This is a genomic window from Flavobacterium sp. FlaQc-52 (assembly GCF_044007495.1).
GTDB classification, from domain to species: Bacteria; Bacteroidota; Bacteroidia; order Flavobacteriales; family Flavobacteriaceae; genus Flavobacterium; species Flavobacterium cupriresistens.
In genome coordinates this window covers 35,357-51,042 of record NZ_JBIPCV010000010.1, presented here as the reverse complement: position 1 = coordinate 51,042, position 15,686 = coordinate 35,357, and the positions used below count along the sequence as shown (strand labels likewise).

The following is a 15,686-nucleotide window of genomic DNA, read 5'->3' as shown; positions in this document are numbered from 1 at the left end:
GTAATTCGTGTTTAATTTTTTTGCGTTACAGATTATCAAAGCATTTTGCAGTAAGTTTTACAGTTACCCCGAGTCAATTAGTGTAATTCGTGCAATTCGTGTCTAATTTTTTTACATAACAGTTTATTAATCATTTTAATCCTTTAATCTGTGGCATTTTTTTTCTTATAGATGCGCCAGGTTATCTTTATTAAGTAACTATTAAAAAAAGAACATTATGAAAAACAACTACAGAAGAATGCCACTGAAATGGACCATCATTTTGGTACTTGGAGTTTTCAATCTTTCAATTGCTCAGAAAAAAGTAATTGCTTACATCCCCAACTGGATAGACCTGAACGCCTTTTCGAGTAGCGTGCAGTACGGGAAATTAACACACATTAATATCGCATTCGAAAATCCGGATGCTAATGGTTATCTGACTTTCAATTCCGGAAGTAATACGATTATAAATGCTGCACATTCGCAAAATGTAAAGGTTTTTGTTTCCCTTGGAGGAGGTGCTGTTTCTGAAGGAGGTGCTATCCGTGATAATTATTTTAATCTCATCACACCCGGCAATAGAACGGCCTTTATTCAGAAAATCTACGATTATGTGGTGGCTCATAATTTTGATGGAGTCGACATGGATTTAGAAGGTCCGGCAATTAACGGGGATTATGGAGGTTTTGTAATTGCGCTGGCAGCTAAACTACATGCTAATGGTAAACTCATTTCAGCAGCGCTTTCAGAAGGGTATGGTGGTGCCAATGTGCCTACTGCTACTTTTGCCGCTTTTGACTGGATAAATATCATGGCTTATGATGCGACGGGTCCATGGGCGCCCAACAGCCCGGGGCAGCATTCTCCTTACAGCATGGCGGTTAACCAGTTTAATTATTGGACAGGAAGAGGATTACCGGCAAGTAAAGCTATAATCGGGCTGCCTTTTTATGGATATGGTTTTGGAGCTTCAGCCAATCAGGGAATCTCTTATGCAAATATTGTAAATCAATATCCGGGAGCCGAAAATGTCGATCAGGTTGGAAATACGATTTACTACAACGGAATTCCAACGATCAAACAAAAAACAACTTTTGCCGTTCAAAATGCCGGTGGAGTTATGATTTGGGAATTATCACAGGATGCGGTTGGTTCAAAATCATTATTGACAGCCGTAAATCAGGTAATTGCTGGTAGTCAGCCTCCGGGAACGGGAACTTTGATTCAGGCAGAAAATTATTCTGCTATGAGTGGCGTTCAAACCGAAGCTACTACAGATACGGGCGGAGGTTTAAATGTTGGTTATGCTGACACAGGAGATTGGATGGCCTATTACAACATCAATTTTCCGACATCAGGTTCTTATGTGATTGAGTACAGAGTGGCAAGTGCCGTTTCAGGAGCAAGATTATCGTCAGATTTGAGTGCAGGTGCGATTCAACTTGGAGCTGTGAATGTACCTAATACAGGAGGATGGCAAAACTGGCAAACCATCACGCAGACGGTTAACGTAAATGCCGGAACTTATAATTTCGGAATCTACATTCAAAATTCCGGTGTGAATTTAAATTGGTTCCGAATCACAAAATCGGGTGCTGCTTTAACGGCAAAAACGGCTTCTCAGGAAAAAATCGAAAGCCTGACTGTTTATCCAAATCCAACTGAAGAAGTGCTTTTCTTTACGGCAGAGGTTTCAGAAGCCAACGTAAGTGTGATAAATGCTCAGGATGGTGCTACAGTTTCACAACAAAAAGCCACCAACAACAGCATTGATGTTGCGGGTCTAAAAAGCGGAATCTATTTGATTTTAGTAGAAAAAGACGGAATCAAAACAGTAAGACGTTTTGTTAAAAAATAAGCTCTGTTGTATAAAAAAATGCTGCCATCTTACGGCAGCATTTTTTTATTTAAACTAAAATTGGAGGTTAATTAGTACTCCGTTGTTTTCTACTTTTACCTTAGTTGTATTACTTTCTGATGGGGTTTGAGTGGGGTACCAGTTCCGATTTGGTTTTACAATAATCAATAAACCTTCATCATCACCAATGGCAGAAAAAATGGCACTATTAGAATTTTTTGTAAAGAAACCCAAGCCATATTTTGTTTCTAATTCAGTACCTAATTCGAGCGGATTGTTATGGACGATCCCAATCTCACTGATATTCAAAATGGATTTAGAATTGAATGCCGCGCTCTGACTATTGTTGAGGTCATGTCTGGCGATAAACTCCAATAAATTGCCATTATTATCGTAAAAGTAAATGGCGTTGGCATTCCAATTTTCAAAGTTTGTAATTACTTTTTCATCTTCAATTGGAATAATGTCCACTTTGTTTTTACACCATTCAATGGCTTCGTTAAGTTTGTTTTCAGGTATATTAAATGCAAAATGATAGATAGAGTTAAATTGGGGATCTTCAATGAATTTAAGAACAGAATTTCCTGCCTGAACAGTAACAGATTCAGTGCTTTTTTCAATAATCGAAAGTTCTAAGATGTCCTGATAAAATGCAGCAGTTGCAGCAACATTATTTGTTATAATCTGAAGGTGTTCTAATTTCATAATCGCAATTTTTAAATAAGAAGAAAACTTCTTTTCGTTTAAAACAAATTTAAAAAAGGACAATGGTATTCTGATGAACGGATCATCTTATACTTTGATAAGGCAATAACGAATTGTTATGAAAAAAGTACTGTTGTTATTCTTTTATTTATTTAAATTGAATAATCCTACTATGTCGTTGAGTCCAATTAATTTGGAAAATAAATTTTTCTTTGTTCAGTTGATTTTTAATGAAATCATCTGTACCAATCGAACCCAACGGCTTAGTATAAACTGATATTACTTGCAGAATTTAAATCTGTTTTTAAAAGTTATGTAATCTGTTGTTCCTAAAATTCATCCACCCAAAAAACAGCAACACTAAATTGAAAAGCAACAAAGGCAAAAAGGCTTTTGAGAATTTAATTTCTGATGGGTCTGTAAAAGTCTCCACTTTAAATTGATCCCATTTTTGCTGATTTACAGGAGCATTATCAAATATTTTTGGATAAAAATGCAGACGCAGTTTTTCATGAAATTGTTTGGTTTCTTTTAAAAACAAAAGTTGATTGCCTAAATCTGATTTCGCAATTTCATTCAATTGAATTTGGGTATGCAAAGTCGGAACGAATAATGCAATTGTCTGACTGGCTTTATTTCGTTGTTCCAATTTTGTTTCCAGTTCTCTAGATTGTTGTGCCGAATCATCATCACCCGCCTGTTGCATTGCATAATACCAAAGCCAGTTAAATTCGGAATCGGGTAAAGAATAATTTTTAAATTGAGGATAATGCGCATAGAACTTGTCCAAGGTTATTTTTTTGTCCATATCCCATTTTTCGTGATAAGCATTTCTTTGTTTTAAGGTCAATTCCAGAGCCTCTGGTACCGGATATTTATTGACAATATAAGTATTGATTACGGCTGGCAAAATAATAATAAGAAACAGCCAGACGGTCAATAAAATAACCGCATTAAAGTTGGAATTCTTTTGAAGAGAAACGATATAAAAACAAATCGAAAACCAAAAAAGTAGGTATAAAATAGCAAGACCATAGAAAACAAAAAAGGATTTGTCAAGGGGAATATTCAGCAATAAAACAGCTATAAAAAGGACAATTGTAAGAAGCCCCAACAGACTTAAGATTCTGATTTGAAACAATTTTAAAATGTATAAAAAAGTGTTTTGACTCTGCGTTGCTACAATTTTCCAGGTACCGCTTTCTTTTTCTTCAGAAATCAGATTGTATGAAAATGAGATAATCAATAGCGGAAAAAGATAAATCAAAACAAAACTGAAATCAATGTTTCCGGATAATAAATTAGCAGGATTATTAAGTTCAGCATCGTATTTCTGCGCTTCCAAACCACGAATGGTAACACTCTGAATCGACGGATTTACATCGCGTTGTCCGATCGCGAGACTACTGATCGGAAAAGTTTTATTGACAAGAGAAAATTTAATATAATAAAGCAGAAGTCCGATCTCCTCTTTATGAAAAGCGGCATTTCTGGCAATATGCTCTTTCTGATAAAGGGCTGCTTCTGTTATCGAATTTTGCTGTTTGCTTTGAAATTGCTGCCCAATTATAAGACTTATAATTCCGATGAGTAACAAGAAAAGCAGGCCAATTTTGGTTCCTTTAGATCGTATGAAATTTTTAAATAGTAATACTAACATATTAGATGGCTTTAAGGTTTTTAGCTGCAATGCGAAGAAGTACAAACAGCAGGCTAATCCAGAGAATAATTGAAATAATTGAAATGATTTCGCTTTTTAAAACGTCCCGAATGTCCTTTGGTTCATAATGAAATTCTTCGAGATCTGCCCAATGTTCTTTGCTGATGGCGAGTGGTTTGTCTGTTGCTGCGGGCTTTTTATTGCTGATGTACTTAATTTGTAAAGCATTCATTTTTTGGGCCATAGTGTAACGATAGTCCTCCGCTTGTTTCTGAAAATCGATATATGAATCATAGTCCGTCGTAGACAACCCCATTGACAAATTTTTTATCGCGATATAGGGATTAAAAAAAGAAACAGTTTTAGAGAAACGGTTTTGTTTTTCGTAGACCTTAAGTAAAATTTCCAGATGTTGATTGTATATTTTTGAACTGATTTTTTCGCCTTCCGTCATAATAAAACCGGAATAATTGAAGGGCAGTTGTTGTACAGAATCAACCTTGTAAAGAGTTAACAAGGAATCTTTTATTGCTTTGTAATGCAAATCATTAGGATTATGACTGTCTCCTTGTTTCAGAATGTCTTTCTCGATATCGCTATTGAACCGGATTTTTGATGGGGCTTCATATAAATACGCACCGATAGCCTGAGTAGTTCTGGGCAGAATGATTGTAAATACTAACCAGATTCCAATAAGACTGATTAATGCTTTTTTTGAAGTTTTACTTGCCGCGGAAACCAAAACTGCTATGGCACAGAAAAAAATCAGGTAGATAAAATGAAACGCAATGAATAAAAGCATTTTTAGCATTTCATCAACAGAAATAGTGAAATTTTGAAGGAATAACCATAGCAAAACCAATACCAGCAGAGTCGGAATAAAAAGAAGCATGATGACGGAGACCACACCCAGTATTTTCCCGATCAGTAATTGTTTCCAATTAATACCCTGACTGAAAAGCAATTTTAAGGTCCCGTTTTCTCTTTCGGCTGCGACCGAATTAAAACCTATAAAAAAGATTAATAAAGGCAGTAATATTTGTAAAACCATAGCAATGCTGATTTCTCCAAAACGCAGCATGCTGTTTGAAAATCCGGCCTCAGAAAAGTTGGCTGTGTTTTGTTTGTGTGCTTCAAGGAATATGGCATTTCCGAAAAACGGTTCCATTCCAAATTCAAAAACACTTAAGGAGCTACTTTTTCTAAAGGCGAAATTTCCGTAATGCGCCATTCGGTGTGGGTTTTTATCGGGATTACTCAACCAGTCTTCTCTCGATTCGTGTTGGTATTTTTCGCTGGTTTCATTTTGGCTGGTATAATTTTCCCAACCCGAGAAAGCGGCATATAACAATAAAGCACCAATAAAAAGTGTAATGAAATAAAAAGCTTTGTTTTTAAGAATAGCATTTTTTAAATGATTCGCGATTAAAAACTCTAGATGTAGTGTTTTCATGCAGATTAAAATTTATAGGTTACGGTAAGGCTACAATTTCTTGGTGCTCCGGGAAACAAACGCAAATAATTCTGAGCGCCCAACCAGTAGGTTTTATTGAATAAATTACCGGCGTTTAAAGCAATTTGCATATTGCTTTTATTGGGTTTATAGTACAAAGCAGCGTCAAAAACAGTAAAATCAGGAAGTGTAAAATCCCTGGTAAACCACGGTATTTTACTACTTTGATATTGCAGTCCGAAACCAATTCCCAAATCTTTCAAAGCCGAATCAGAAGCAAAGTTGTAACGTGTCCATAAGTTGGCACTGTTTTTTGGTGTATTTTGTTTTCTGGCGCCAATTAAAGAGGTATTGCGGTCATTGGTAATTTTAGCATCAATATAACTGTACGAAACATTTATTTGCCAATCGGGAGTAATGTATCCCGCCAGATCACATTCAAAACCACGACTACGCTCAGCACCTCTTGTTACCAATAAATCCGGATGAACAGGATCATTGGCATTCATTAAAATATTGCGTTGATTGATCTCGTAAATTGCGGCGTTAAAACTCATCTTACTAGCAAAGAAAGTGGCCTTAAGACCTAATTCTTTTAAATTGCTTTCGAGCGGATCAAACAAACTGCCGACAGGTAAAGAGCCTGTTTGAGGCATTAATGTTGTAGTATTCGATTGTGGTTGATAACCTTCCAAATAAGTGGTATAAACATTTACGGCTTGGTTAACAGCGTAAGTAACTCCAATACGTGGCAACAAAGCTGATTTTTTTACCGTCAGTTCGTTATTTGATTCATAGTTGGTAATGTCTTCAAACCATTCCTTTCGAAGTCCAAGTAAAAAAGTGAATTTCTCCCATTGAATAAGATCCTGAATATAAAGAGCATTGGTCGTAGTCAAAGCGGATGGTAAGGCTGTTCTAACATTCAATACATAATCTTCCGGACTCCTCATAGCATAAGAAGCGTTGTTTAAGTCAAAAAAGGAAACATTGGGTTTTGGTAAAACTACCCCATTTACGGTTGTGGTCTGATAATTAGAAGCATTTGCCAATACAAAAGAGCCCGCTACCGTTCCGTCTTTCAATACATAACCTCTTGCCGCATTTTGTCCACCGCCTTTGTTTTTATTCCAACTGCTCAGATCATAACCGACTAATAGTTTATGATTTAATTTTCCGGTTTTATAATCAAAATTAAAAAAAGCACTTAGATTGTCAATGTCCCAATATTGCTGGCGTTGTACAAACTGCATCATAGCAAGACTTGTTACGGGTTTATTATTGATGTCTACCGCAAAGGCATTTGTAGTCCTGTGTTCCTGAAGATCTTCGGTCCAGGTTTGTTTCATATAGGTAGCATTAAAACCAATTTTCGAATTGAATTTATGGACAAAGTTTGTCGTTAAAATCATTTCCTTTGATTTAAAGTAATCCCCGGAAGCTCCCAGATTTAGACTAATCGGAGTTTGTTTTAAATTGGTTACACCGGCAACAGCCCCAAAGATAGGCTGACCTCTGTCAAGGGTTCCCGTCATATCACTAATAATTAATTCGGTATTAATGGCCGTTTTTTCATTCGGAATATAACTGAACGAAGGAGAAATTAGAAAGGATTTGTTGGATACTAAATCCCGATACGATTTGGCTTCCTGATAGGCTGCATTAACACGATATAAAAGTGTTTTGGAGTCGTTTAAAGGGCCGGTGAAATCTAAAGTTCCGCGTAACGTACTGAAACTTCCAACGCTTAAACTAACTTCTTTGCGATCAGTTGCCAAGGGTTTTTTGGTAACCAGATTGATACTTCCGCCAGGGTCGGCAGAGGAGAAAGTAGCACTTGACGGACCTTTAATGACTTCAACACGCTCGATATTATTCGTTAGAGGCTGAAGAAAATAATATTGTCTTGTACGCATTCCATTGATGATTTGACCTTCTTCATTCTGACTGATTCCGCGAATGGTGTATTGGTTGTAATAACTGGCCGGAATTACGCCGCTGGCCATTTTTACAGCATCAGCGAGATAAAAAGCACCTTTATCAGCAATTAATTCTTTGGTTACAGTAGCAATAGATTGTGGAATATCTTTGTTTAATACAGCTGTTTTTGTTGCTGCAAAAGAATAATCGCTATTGTATTTTTTTGTAGCTCGACCAACAATTTCGACGGTTTGTAATTCATTAAGGGTTGTTTCCAATTCAATAGTAAAAAATTCTGAACTGGAAGCAATGCGCTGCGTTTTGTAACCCGTAGAAGTAATCTCAAGTATTCCTTCTCCTTCCAGACTAAAATTCCCATATTGATCTGTTATGGTCTCTTTGCCGGATTGGAGTACTTTTATGTTAACTTTTGCAATCGGTTCTTTGGTGTCAAAAGCTATGATTTTCCCCTTAATAACTTGGGATTGCCCGTAGTTTATACCAATTATTAAAAAGAATAGGGAGAGTAAATGTTTCATTTTTTTGATGGTGAAAACGGTGTTTTCTTTTATACGGTTTGTAAATACAAGTTTTCTAATTCGTTGGCCGAAATTTTGTTGGCCTCGATAATGGTCATTAGATTTCCTTGTTTCATGATTCCGATATGTGTAGCAACTTCTCTAGCTCTGAAAATATCGTGTGTTGCCATAAGTATTGCGGTTCCGTCTGCAGAGAGTTCTTTTAAGATTTGTGAAAACTCATTTGAAGCTTTGGGATCAAGGCCGCTTGTAGGTTCATCTAACAGGAGCACTTTAGCCTTTTTAGCAATCGCAATTGCAATCCCAACTTTTTGTCGCATTCCCTTAGAATAGCCCACAAGATTTTGACCGTGCGCAGTAATTTGTAAACCCGCTTTGGTCAGAAAATAAGTTAATTCTCCGATTGAATAGTTGAACCCGGCCAGAGACGAAAAGAATTTCAGGTTTTCTATCCCGGTAAGATTAGGGTATAACATTACAGTTTCCGGAATATATGCCACGTGTTTTTTGGTTTCCTGCGCATTTTCCGTAACCGAAATATCGTTTATTTTTAAAGTTCCACCTGTGGGTTGTATAAAACCCAAAAACAGATTAATCGTAGTTGTTTTTCCTGCGCCATTTTGTCCCAAAAGGGCGAAAATTTCTCCTTTTTTGATGGTTAGATTTAAAGCATTTAAAGCGATCTGGTCGCCATATTTTTTGGTCAGATTTTCTGCTGTAAGCATAATTGTATGAGTTTGGATTTGTTTGATTTTACTATTGTAGGTATAGAAAATCTTTGCCGCTACACAAGGTAACAAGCCAGATTTCTATTGTATTGGAACTATAAATAAGAGGGGTTTACTGAGAATTCTGTCGTTGGATTTCTGTTTTAAACTAAAAAGAAGCGTGTGTTTTAAGTTGTTTTGAACTGGGACGGTTGCAATAAAAACACAACGAAACAATGTCTTTTTCCTGATTTTTAGCAAATAGGAAAAAAAATTTTCAGAATTGAAACAAGAATACAGTAAACTAAACTAAAATAGGGGGAGCTCTAAGGGCAAAAAGACTACCTTTAAAGAAGGTTGAAACGGCCTTGGTATAAAAGAATACAAAGCTGCTTTCAAAGTTTGTCTTATGGAAAGATAAGGCCTGAAAAGAGTTTGGAATAAACGTACTAAACGCAAAATGACAAATCGAACAGTTGTTTTCTACCGTATGACTGTGCGTTATTTGCTTTTGGTTGGAAGCATAATGGTGATCGCAATGTTTTTCGGTCAATTGCCTGTAAACATGTTCATAAGAATGTATCGTCTGAAACAGCATTGCAAACAACACCGTATAAGACAACAAAAGATTAATTAAAATTACTTTTTTCTTCATTCTTGATTTACATGAAGTTGGGAGTATGTAAGCCTCTTTTAAGGCTAGGTCTATCGCAACTTTGTTGCAAATATAGAAATCTAAATTAAAAATGCTGTCTTTTTTTTATTCCTGAAGACTAAAAATTATTAACTGTGTTGTTCTGTTAAGCGCAATAAGAGATTTATAGGGCATGATTTATAGTTTCTTAACCGCTGTCCAATTATTTAGTCTTTGATTTTTAAGTATTATGATTTTTCAGCAAGTTTTTTTTGACCTTGCAGGTTTTTAATAACTCAAATTATACCTACAAGGTCAAAAAAGACCTTGCAGAAAACAGAAAAGCAAATTAAATACCGACTAACATAATTTAAATTTAGAATATTAATTGAGTTGAGATTCTTACTAAATTACAGATTTCAAGAGTAGTAAAAATTACAATTAGTATTTCTCACGCACAATGCATTTAGGCAATATCGCATTTTTTTAAATTGTTTAATAGCCGTTGATTTCAACCAACGGATCCATAGGTTTCGGCCAAACCCCAATGTCATTATGTCGAGAATCGTCAAAAAAGGCTCACGAAGATTTAAGCGGAATGAAATAAAAAAATCCGCAGAATCCGAAAAATCTGCGTGAAAAAATAGCATTAATTTAACGACATTGAGTCAAACCTCGAAGCTCAAAGATACAGAACCGTTTTTCTTGTTTTTAAAATTATAAAATCTTAGCGAGAGCCCTAATTCCTTCTTCCATTTGTTTTTCAGTGAGTGAAGCGTATCCCAATCTAAACCCTGAAATGGCCGGACCAAAGCTAAACTTCTGGGGGCTCATTATCTTGATGCCGCTGCGTTGTAATTTTTCAAAGGTTGCCAGTACATCAATTTCGGAATTTGGGACGATCCAAAAAGCCAATCCTCCTTCGGGTCTGCTGAATGTAATTTTATCTTTGAGATGCTCGGTAAGCAGTTTTTCAAAATAATCTCTTTTGGACTTATAAATGAGATTGGTTTTTTTAAGATGCCTTTTGATTTTACCGTCATTAATAAGTTGTAAAACGGCTTCTTCCATAATATTATCTCCCTGTACGTCAATTATTTTCCTGTGTTTGCCTGCTTTTTGAATATTCTCAGCTGCACTTACCAAATAACCAATGCGGAGTGCCGGTGCAACGATTTTGCTTAAGGTACCGATATAGACAAAGTTTTTAGCATTGTCATAACTGGAAATTGGCAGAACAGGACGTTGACCAAAATGGAATTCATTGTCATAATCGTCTTCAATTATGGTAAAGTTGTATTGATTGGATAATTCAATAAGCCTCAATCTTTTTTTCAAACTAAGCGTTACCGTAGTAGGAAATTGGTGGTGCGGTGTAACGTAAATCGCTTTTATAGTAGGGTATTTTTTTAGATAGGCTTCCACCTGATCGATGTCTAAACCATCAGAAGTGACCGCTACAGGCAAAAGCTGTGCATTGGCATTCTCAAAGGCTTCCCAGGCAGGTTGATATCCCGGATTTTCGATCATAATAAAATCTCCTTTTGAGAGTAAACAGTGGGAAGCCAGATACATTGCCATTTGGCTGCCTCGCGTAATGCAAATCTGATCTAATGTGATATTCATTCCTCTTTTGAAATTCAACATTTGCACTATTGCTTTTCTGAATTCAATATCGCCAAATTCGTTGCTGTATCCCATGATTTGCCAGCGGGATTTTCTACTAAATATTTCGCGGTAAGCGCGGGCAAGATCATTGGTAGGGGCAAGACTACTGTCGGGATGACCATCATCAAAAGTAAGATAGGGTTTGGTTTCTTCGGAAGTGGCGTTTGCTTTTGTTTCGTTTTTTGGGGTAAGAACAATTTCAGGTATGACATCTGCAATAAAAGTTCCTTTTCGGTCTATGGTAATAAGCCAGCCTTCAACAATTAGTACCTCTAAAGCTTCAATAACGGTATTGCGATTTACATTTAATAAAGCGCCAAGCTGCCTGCTTCCGGGTAATGCATTGCCTTTGGTTAATTTTCCCGATTTAACAGCATTGATAATAGCATCAGCAATTTGCAGATACAGGGCTTTGTCTGATTTTTTGTCTAATTGAATTTCAAGTGACCAAGGTCGTAACATCTGGACTATTTAAAGCGTTAAGAAATAGAATGAGTTGATAGTCCAAATTTACTTCAATTTCTTATAGATTGAAAGGAATTGTTTGTTAGAAGTTGGAAGTGAGACGTGAAGTATAGAAAATAGAAAATAGAGAATAGAAAATAGAGAATAGAGAATAGAAAAGAGAAAAGATTATAGAGAATGGATTATAAAGAGCAAAAAATGAAAAATAAAAAGTAAAACCGCTGCTTATTGTAGCAGTGGTTTTACTTTTGTTCCGATTAATTCTATTGCGTTCATCAATTGTGTATGCGTAAGTCCTGCATTATCCATCTGGAACGTAAATCTTGAAATGCCTCCAAGGGCTTCACTGTGACGTAAAATTTTCTCTGCGGCTTGCTCCGGACTTCCAAGAACCAAAACGCCTTTTTCGTCGATAAGATAATCAAATGATGTTTTGGTAACCGGTGGCCAACCTCGTTCTTTTCCTAATTTAGTCCAAAGTTCGGCATAACCGGGATAGTATTCTGTGATGGCACTTTCGGTAGTGGCTGATACATAACCCGGGGAATGTAAGCCAACTCTTAAATCTTCGGGTTGATAGCCTGCTGCTTTCCCCGCTTCCCGGTACAAATCAATCAACGGGCGAAATCGGTGTGTTTGCCCTCCAATGACGGCTACCATCAAAGGCAAGCCGAGACTTCCGGCTCTGACAAAGGATTCGGGACTTCCGCCAACACCAAGCCAAACGGGTAGTTTGTCCTGTAACGCTCTCGGATAGACAGGTAAATTATTCAATGCCGGACGGAATTTCCCCGACCAGGTCACAAATTCAGTATCGCGAACTTGTAGTAGAAGTTCCAGTTTTTCTTTAAAAAGAGCATCGTAATCGTTCAGATTAAATCCAAAAAGGGGATAAGCTTCAATAGAGGAACCACGACCAACTACAATTTCTGCTCTTCCTTTAGAAATTAAATCCAGTGTTGTAAAACTTTGATACAACCGTACAGGATCAGCGGCGCTTAAAACGCTCACGGCACTAGTCAGACGAATTTGTTTGGTGCGTGCTGCGGCTGCGCTTAGGATTACAGTGGTAGCAGAATCTAAAAATTCTTTTTTATGATGTTCGCCAATTCCAAATACATCCAGACCAACCTGATCCGCAAATTCAATTCGCTGAAGTAATTGCTCCATTGCCTCTACAGGGCTAAGTCTGTTGTTATCGCCGTACATCGCCGACGCAAAACTGTCTATTCCGATTTCGATCATGTAGTAAAGGTATTAAATTTTGAAATGGTTTGGGTTTGGAAAAGCGGATAATCAAGGGGGCTAGTTTACTTTTAAATGCAGAAAAAGGGCAGAAATTAAATTACAATTCCGCCAACACCTTAATATCCTCTATCTCCAAAATTTGCTTCGGATAACCGTCTTTAACCGTATTAATCATCGCCTGTCCAACATCTTTCAAAGTCAAAGATTTTTTAGGAAACAAAAGCGGGAAAAACGGAATAATCATTTTAAATATGGTTTTTACATTTTTCTGTTCTTTGAAAGGTTTCATAAAACCCGGACGGAAATTATATTGCCCTCTGAAGGGTAATTTCATTAAATCATTCTCTGTTTTTCCTTTTACACGTGCCCACATTACTTTTCCGTTTTCGGAAGTATCGGTATGACTTCCGGTAACAAAATTGAAAACCATGTTGGGGTTAATTTCGGATAATGCTCGCGCGAAAGCCAAAGTCGTATCGTACGTTACATAGGTATATTTTACTTCGTCCATTCCAACAGAACTTACGCCGGCACAATAGAAACAGGCATCATAATTTTTCAGAACATCAGTGTAGCGGCTTAGTTGCATAAAATCCAATACAATTAATTCTTCCAGTTTTGGATGTTTAATTGCGGAAGCTTTACGGTTGATCATTAATACTTTTTTGACCGCGTAGTTGTCAAGACATTCTAATAAAACACCTTCGCCAACCATTCCTGTGGCACCTGTAATAATTACTCTCATGTTTTTGTTTTAATTTTATAGTTGTAAAGTTCCGCCTTTTACTTATCATTTAATATTTCCTGAAGTGTATGATAGACCTCTACAATTGTATCTTTATTGACATTATCTTGATGGTACAATAATGAGGTATATAATGGCCACTCCTGATTTTCGATTTTAAAGACAATTATATTATTAATCTTTGTTATCGGGTTACCGGTTGCAACAGCTTTATACCATCTTTCAAATGTATTAAATCTTTTTTCTCCTTTACGATCTTTATCATCACAAATATAGATCATTGCATTTTGAGAATTCTCAAAAAAGGATAAGACTACTGCTTGAATGGTTGCAGCGACCTGATTGTCTAATCGTTCAATAGTATCTTCGACTTTTTCAATAACTATTTGATAAATATTGTTCATTTCAAAACCGGAAACTGCACTAAAGGTTTGGTCAACAATAAACGCTATGCGATATGTAATAGCATTTTTTGTTTTAAAATGATAGGATTGCGTAATTTCGTCGAAAGAATAATTATAAGGGCTTGGCAAGAGTAATTCCTTTTTCTTTCAATATCTCTAAAGAAACTTTTCCTTTTAAGTAGGAACGAACGATAGTTTTGTCTGCAGCCATTTTAGCTACAGATTCAATAACAGTTTTTTTATTTAGAACTATCTTATTCATCTTACAAAAGTAAGGAATGTTTTGATACAACAAAATGTAATTTAATAGTTTATGCTTTTTTTAGCAAAGTAACTTTACGCCTTTGGAGAAAATAAGTAAATTAACAGAAGATGCTGTCTCCCAATAAAGTAAGACAGCATCTTTTATAAGCCTTTTAGAAGCTATTGTTATTTTTTAGCACTCTCTTTTGATGCTTTAATAATTACGTCAGCAACTGCTTTTGGTTGCGACATAAACACTACATGACTACCTTTTATTTCCGTTATTTTTGTTTTAGAACGTTTGTACATGGCACGTTCTATTTCCGGATTAATACTTTTATCTTCGGTGGCTACAATTCCGTAAGTTGGTTTGTCTCTCCAGGCCGCTTTTGTAATTGGAGTTCCAAAGCCTTTGGCATAAAAAGCGCCTTGAGAAGCATACATGAAGTCGGCTTGGTCTTTTGGAATATCGGCAGCAAAACCGGCGTGGAATTTGGCTTTGTCATAATATACAATTCCTTTATCGTCGGGATTTAAGATTCCATTTTCCGGAGCTGGAGGAGCAGTTTTTAGCCATTGTACGGTAGTTTCTCCATTATCGGGCTGGAAAGCTGCAACGTATACCAAAGCGACTACATTTGGGTGGTTTCCGGCTTCTGTAATTACAGATCCACCCCAGGAATGTCCGACTAAAACAGTTGGTCCGTCTTGGTTGTCTAAAACTACTTTTGTTGCGTTTACATCATCCTCAAGAGAAGACAGTGGGTTCTGCACAATGGTTACATGATATCCTTTTTTGCTTAAAATATCATACAAAGCTCTCCATCCTGAACCATCTGCAAAAGCACCGTGCACTAAAACTACATTTTTTACCGGTGGAGTGGTTTGTGCTGTTGCAATAGTAGTTGAAAATAGCAAGGAGAAAAATAATACTGCGAACATGAAATAGGACTTCATTTGTTCTTTTGCTGTTGTTGTTTTCATAGTATAAATTTAAAGAAATTAATTTGTTATTTACTTATAATTAAGCTGTTAGTGTAATTGATAGCGTGATTTCTGTATTCAGTAGTTTTGAAATTGGACAAATTGCTTTTGCTTTCTGAGCTAATTCCTGAAATTGTTCTTCTGAGATTCCCGGAACTTTTCCTTCGAGTTCTAATTGAATTAAAGTAATGGTTCCGTCTTCTAAGGTTACTTTTGCTTTTGTATTCAAATCTTCGGGGATAAAACCGGCTTCGGTTAACAAAAAGCTCAGTTGCATGGTAAAACATCCTGAGTGTGCGGCTGCAATTAATTCTTCTGGATTTGTTCCTACACCTTCTGCAAAGCGGGTTTTAAAGGATAATTGTGCATTGTTTAAGGTAGTGCTTTGTGTACTGATGGTCCCTTTTCCTTCCATTCCTGTACCTTTCCAATTTGCGTTTGCTGTTCTTGTAAATTTCATGATCTTACTTT

General features: G+C 36.5%; 14 protein-coding genes. 1 reads left to right on the top strand and 13 read right to left on the bottom strand.

The features are described 5' to 3' along the window. Window positions 1-217 precede the first annotated feature (217 nt). Window positions 218-1,840 (top strand): glycosyl hydrolase family 18 protein, encoded by a 1,623-nt coding sequence (locus tag ACHRV5_RS16825; RefSeq protein ID WP_395427512.1) that lies wholly within the window; start codon window positions 218-220, stop codon window positions 1,838-1,840. A gap of 54 nt (window positions 1,841-1,894) precedes the next feature. Here the strand turns inward: ACHRV5_RS16825 and ACHRV5_RS16820 are convergent, their stop codons facing one another. The 13 genes from ACHRV5_RS16820 to ACHRV5_RS16760 form a co-directional block, all read right to left on the bottom strand. Next, the gene (locus tag ACHRV5_RS16820) at window positions 1,895-2,545 is read right to left on the bottom strand and encodes a VOC family protein (protein ID WP_395427511.1); all 651 of its coding nucleotides are present in this window, start codon (window positions 2,543-2,545) and stop codon (window positions 1,895-1,897) included. 304 nt (window positions 2,546-2,849) lie between these two features. Continuing rightward, complete coding sequence (locus ACHRV5_RS16815; protein ID WP_395427510.1) at window positions 2,850-4,205, bottom strand: DUF3526 domain-containing protein; 1,356 nt, start codon at window positions 4,203-4,205, stop codon at window positions 2,850-2,852. Window position 4,206: 1 nt separating this feature from the next. Further along, complete coding sequence (locus ACHRV5_RS16810; protein WP_395427509.1) at window positions 4,207-5,658, bottom strand: ABC transporter permease; 1,452 nt, start codon at window positions 5,656-5,658, stop codon at window positions 4,207-4,209. Between the two features lie 5 nt (window positions 5,659-5,663). Then, window positions 5,664-8,117, bottom strand: a complete 2,454-nt coding sequence (locus tag ACHRV5_RS16805; protein ID WP_395427508.1) for a TonB-dependent receptor domain-containing protein — start codon at window positions 8,115-8,117, stop codon at window positions 5,664-5,666. A gap of 29 nt (window positions 8,118-8,146) precedes the next feature. Then, window positions 8,147-8,842 carry an ABC transporter ATP-binding protein gene (locus tag ACHRV5_RS16800; protein WP_395427507.1) on the bottom strand — a complete coding sequence of 232 codons (696 nt, stop codon included), beginning with the start codon at window positions 8,840-8,842 and terminating at the stop codon, window positions 8,147-8,149. Between the two features lie 286 nt (window positions 8,843-9,128). Then, window positions 9,129-9,479 (bottom strand): hypothetical protein, encoded by a 351-nt coding sequence (locus ACHRV5_RS16795; protein ID WP_082210637.1) that lies wholly within the window; start codon window positions 9,477-9,479, stop codon window positions 9,129-9,131. 696 nt (window positions 9,480-10,175) lie between these two features. Next, window positions 10,176-11,588, bottom strand: a complete 1,413-nt coding sequence (locus ACHRV5_RS16790) for a PLP-dependent aminotransferase family protein (RefSeq protein ID WP_395427506.1) — start codon at window positions 11,586-11,588, stop codon at window positions 10,176-10,178. A 228-nt stretch (window positions 11,589-11,816) separates the two neighbouring features. Beyond that, window positions 11,817-12,833, bottom strand: a complete 1,017-nt coding sequence (locus tag ACHRV5_RS16785) for an LLM class flavin-dependent oxidoreductase (RefSeq protein ID WP_395427610.1) — start codon at window positions 12,831-12,833, stop codon at window positions 11,817-11,819. A 103-nt stretch (window positions 12,834-12,936) separates the two neighbouring features. Then, window positions 12,937-13,584, bottom strand: coding sequence for an NAD-dependent epimerase/dehydratase family protein (locus ACHRV5_RS16780; protein ID WP_395427505.1), 648 nt, complete (start codon window positions 13,582-13,584; stop codon window positions 12,937-12,939). A gap of 38 nt (window positions 13,585-13,622) precedes the next feature. Continuing rightward, window positions 13,623-14,117 carry a DUF6169 family protein gene (locus ACHRV5_RS16775; RefSeq protein WP_395427504.1) on the bottom strand — a complete coding sequence of 165 codons (495 nt, stop codon included), beginning with the start codon at window positions 14,115-14,117 and terminating at the stop codon, window positions 13,623-13,625. Further along, window positions 14,101-14,250: a hypothetical protein gene (locus ACHRV5_RS16770; RefSeq protein WP_395427503.1), complete on the bottom strand. Its 150-nt coding sequence runs from the start codon at window positions 14,248-14,250 to the stop codon at window positions 14,101-14,103. The genes ACHRV5_RS16775 and ACHRV5_RS16770 overlap by 17 nt, the downstream gene beginning before the upstream one ends. Window positions 14,251-14,417: 167 nt before the next feature. Beyond that, on the bottom strand, window positions 14,418-15,215 hold the full coding sequence (locus ACHRV5_RS16765; RefSeq protein ID WP_395427502.1) for an alpha/beta hydrolase: 798 nt from the start codon (window positions 15,213-15,215) through the stop codon (window positions 14,418-14,420). A 40-nt stretch (window positions 15,216-15,255) separates the two neighbouring features. Continuing rightward, entirely contained in the window at window positions 15,256-15,675 is a 420-nt protein-coding gene (locus tag ACHRV5_RS16760; RefSeq protein WP_047777315.1) for an OsmC family protein, read from the bottom strand. Between the last annotated feature and the right edge of the window lie 11 nt (window positions 15,676-15,686).

Bases quoted from the DNA above. Each gene is read 5' to 3' on its own strand.
- ACHRV5_RS16790 (WP_395427506.1), bottom strand. From the start codon at position 11,588: ATGTTACGACCTTGGTCACTTGAAATTCAATTAGACAAAAAATCAGAC.
- ACHRV5_RS16760 (WP_047777315.1), bottom strand. From the start codon at position 15,675: ATGAAATTTACAAGAACAGCAAACGCAAATTGGAAAGGTACAGGAATG.
- ACHRV5_RS16815 (WP_395427510.1), bottom strand. From the start codon at position 4,205: ATGTTAGTATTACTATTTAAAAATTTCATACGATCTAAAGGAACCAAA.
- ACHRV5_RS16800 (WP_395427507.1), bottom strand. From the start codon at position 8,842: ATGCTTACAGCAGAAAATCTGACCAAAAAATATGGCGACCAGATCGCT.
- ACHRV5_RS16820 (WP_395427511.1), bottom strand. From the start codon at position 2,545: ATGAAATTAGAACACCTTCAGATTATAACAAATAATGTTGCTGCAACT.
- ACHRV5_RS16770 (WP_395427503.1), bottom strand. From the start codon at position 14,250: ATGAATAAGATAGTTCTAAATAAAAAAACTGTTATTGAATCTGTAGCT.
- ACHRV5_RS16795 (WP_082210637.1), bottom strand. From the start codon at position 9,479: ATGAAGAAAAAAGTAATTTTAATTAATCTTTTGTTGTCTTATACGGTG.
- ACHRV5_RS16825 (WP_395427512.1), top strand. From the start codon at position 218: ATGAAAAACAACTACAGAAGAATGCCACTGAAATGGACCATCATTTTG.
- ACHRV5_RS16780 (WP_395427505.1), bottom strand. From the start codon at position 13,584: ATGAGAGTAATTATTACAGGTGCCACAGGAATGGTTGGCGAAGGTGTT.
- ACHRV5_RS16810 (WP_395427509.1), bottom strand. From the start codon at position 5,658: ATGAAAACACTACATCTAGAGTTTTTAATCGCGAATCATTTAAAAAAT.
- ACHRV5_RS16765 (WP_395427502.1), bottom strand. From the start codon at position 15,215: ATGAAAACAACAACAGCAAAAGAACAAATGAAGTCCTATTTCATGTTC.
- ACHRV5_RS16805 (WP_395427508.1), bottom strand. From the start codon at position 8,117: ATGAAACATTTACTCTCCCTATTCTTTTTAATAATTGGTATAAACTAC.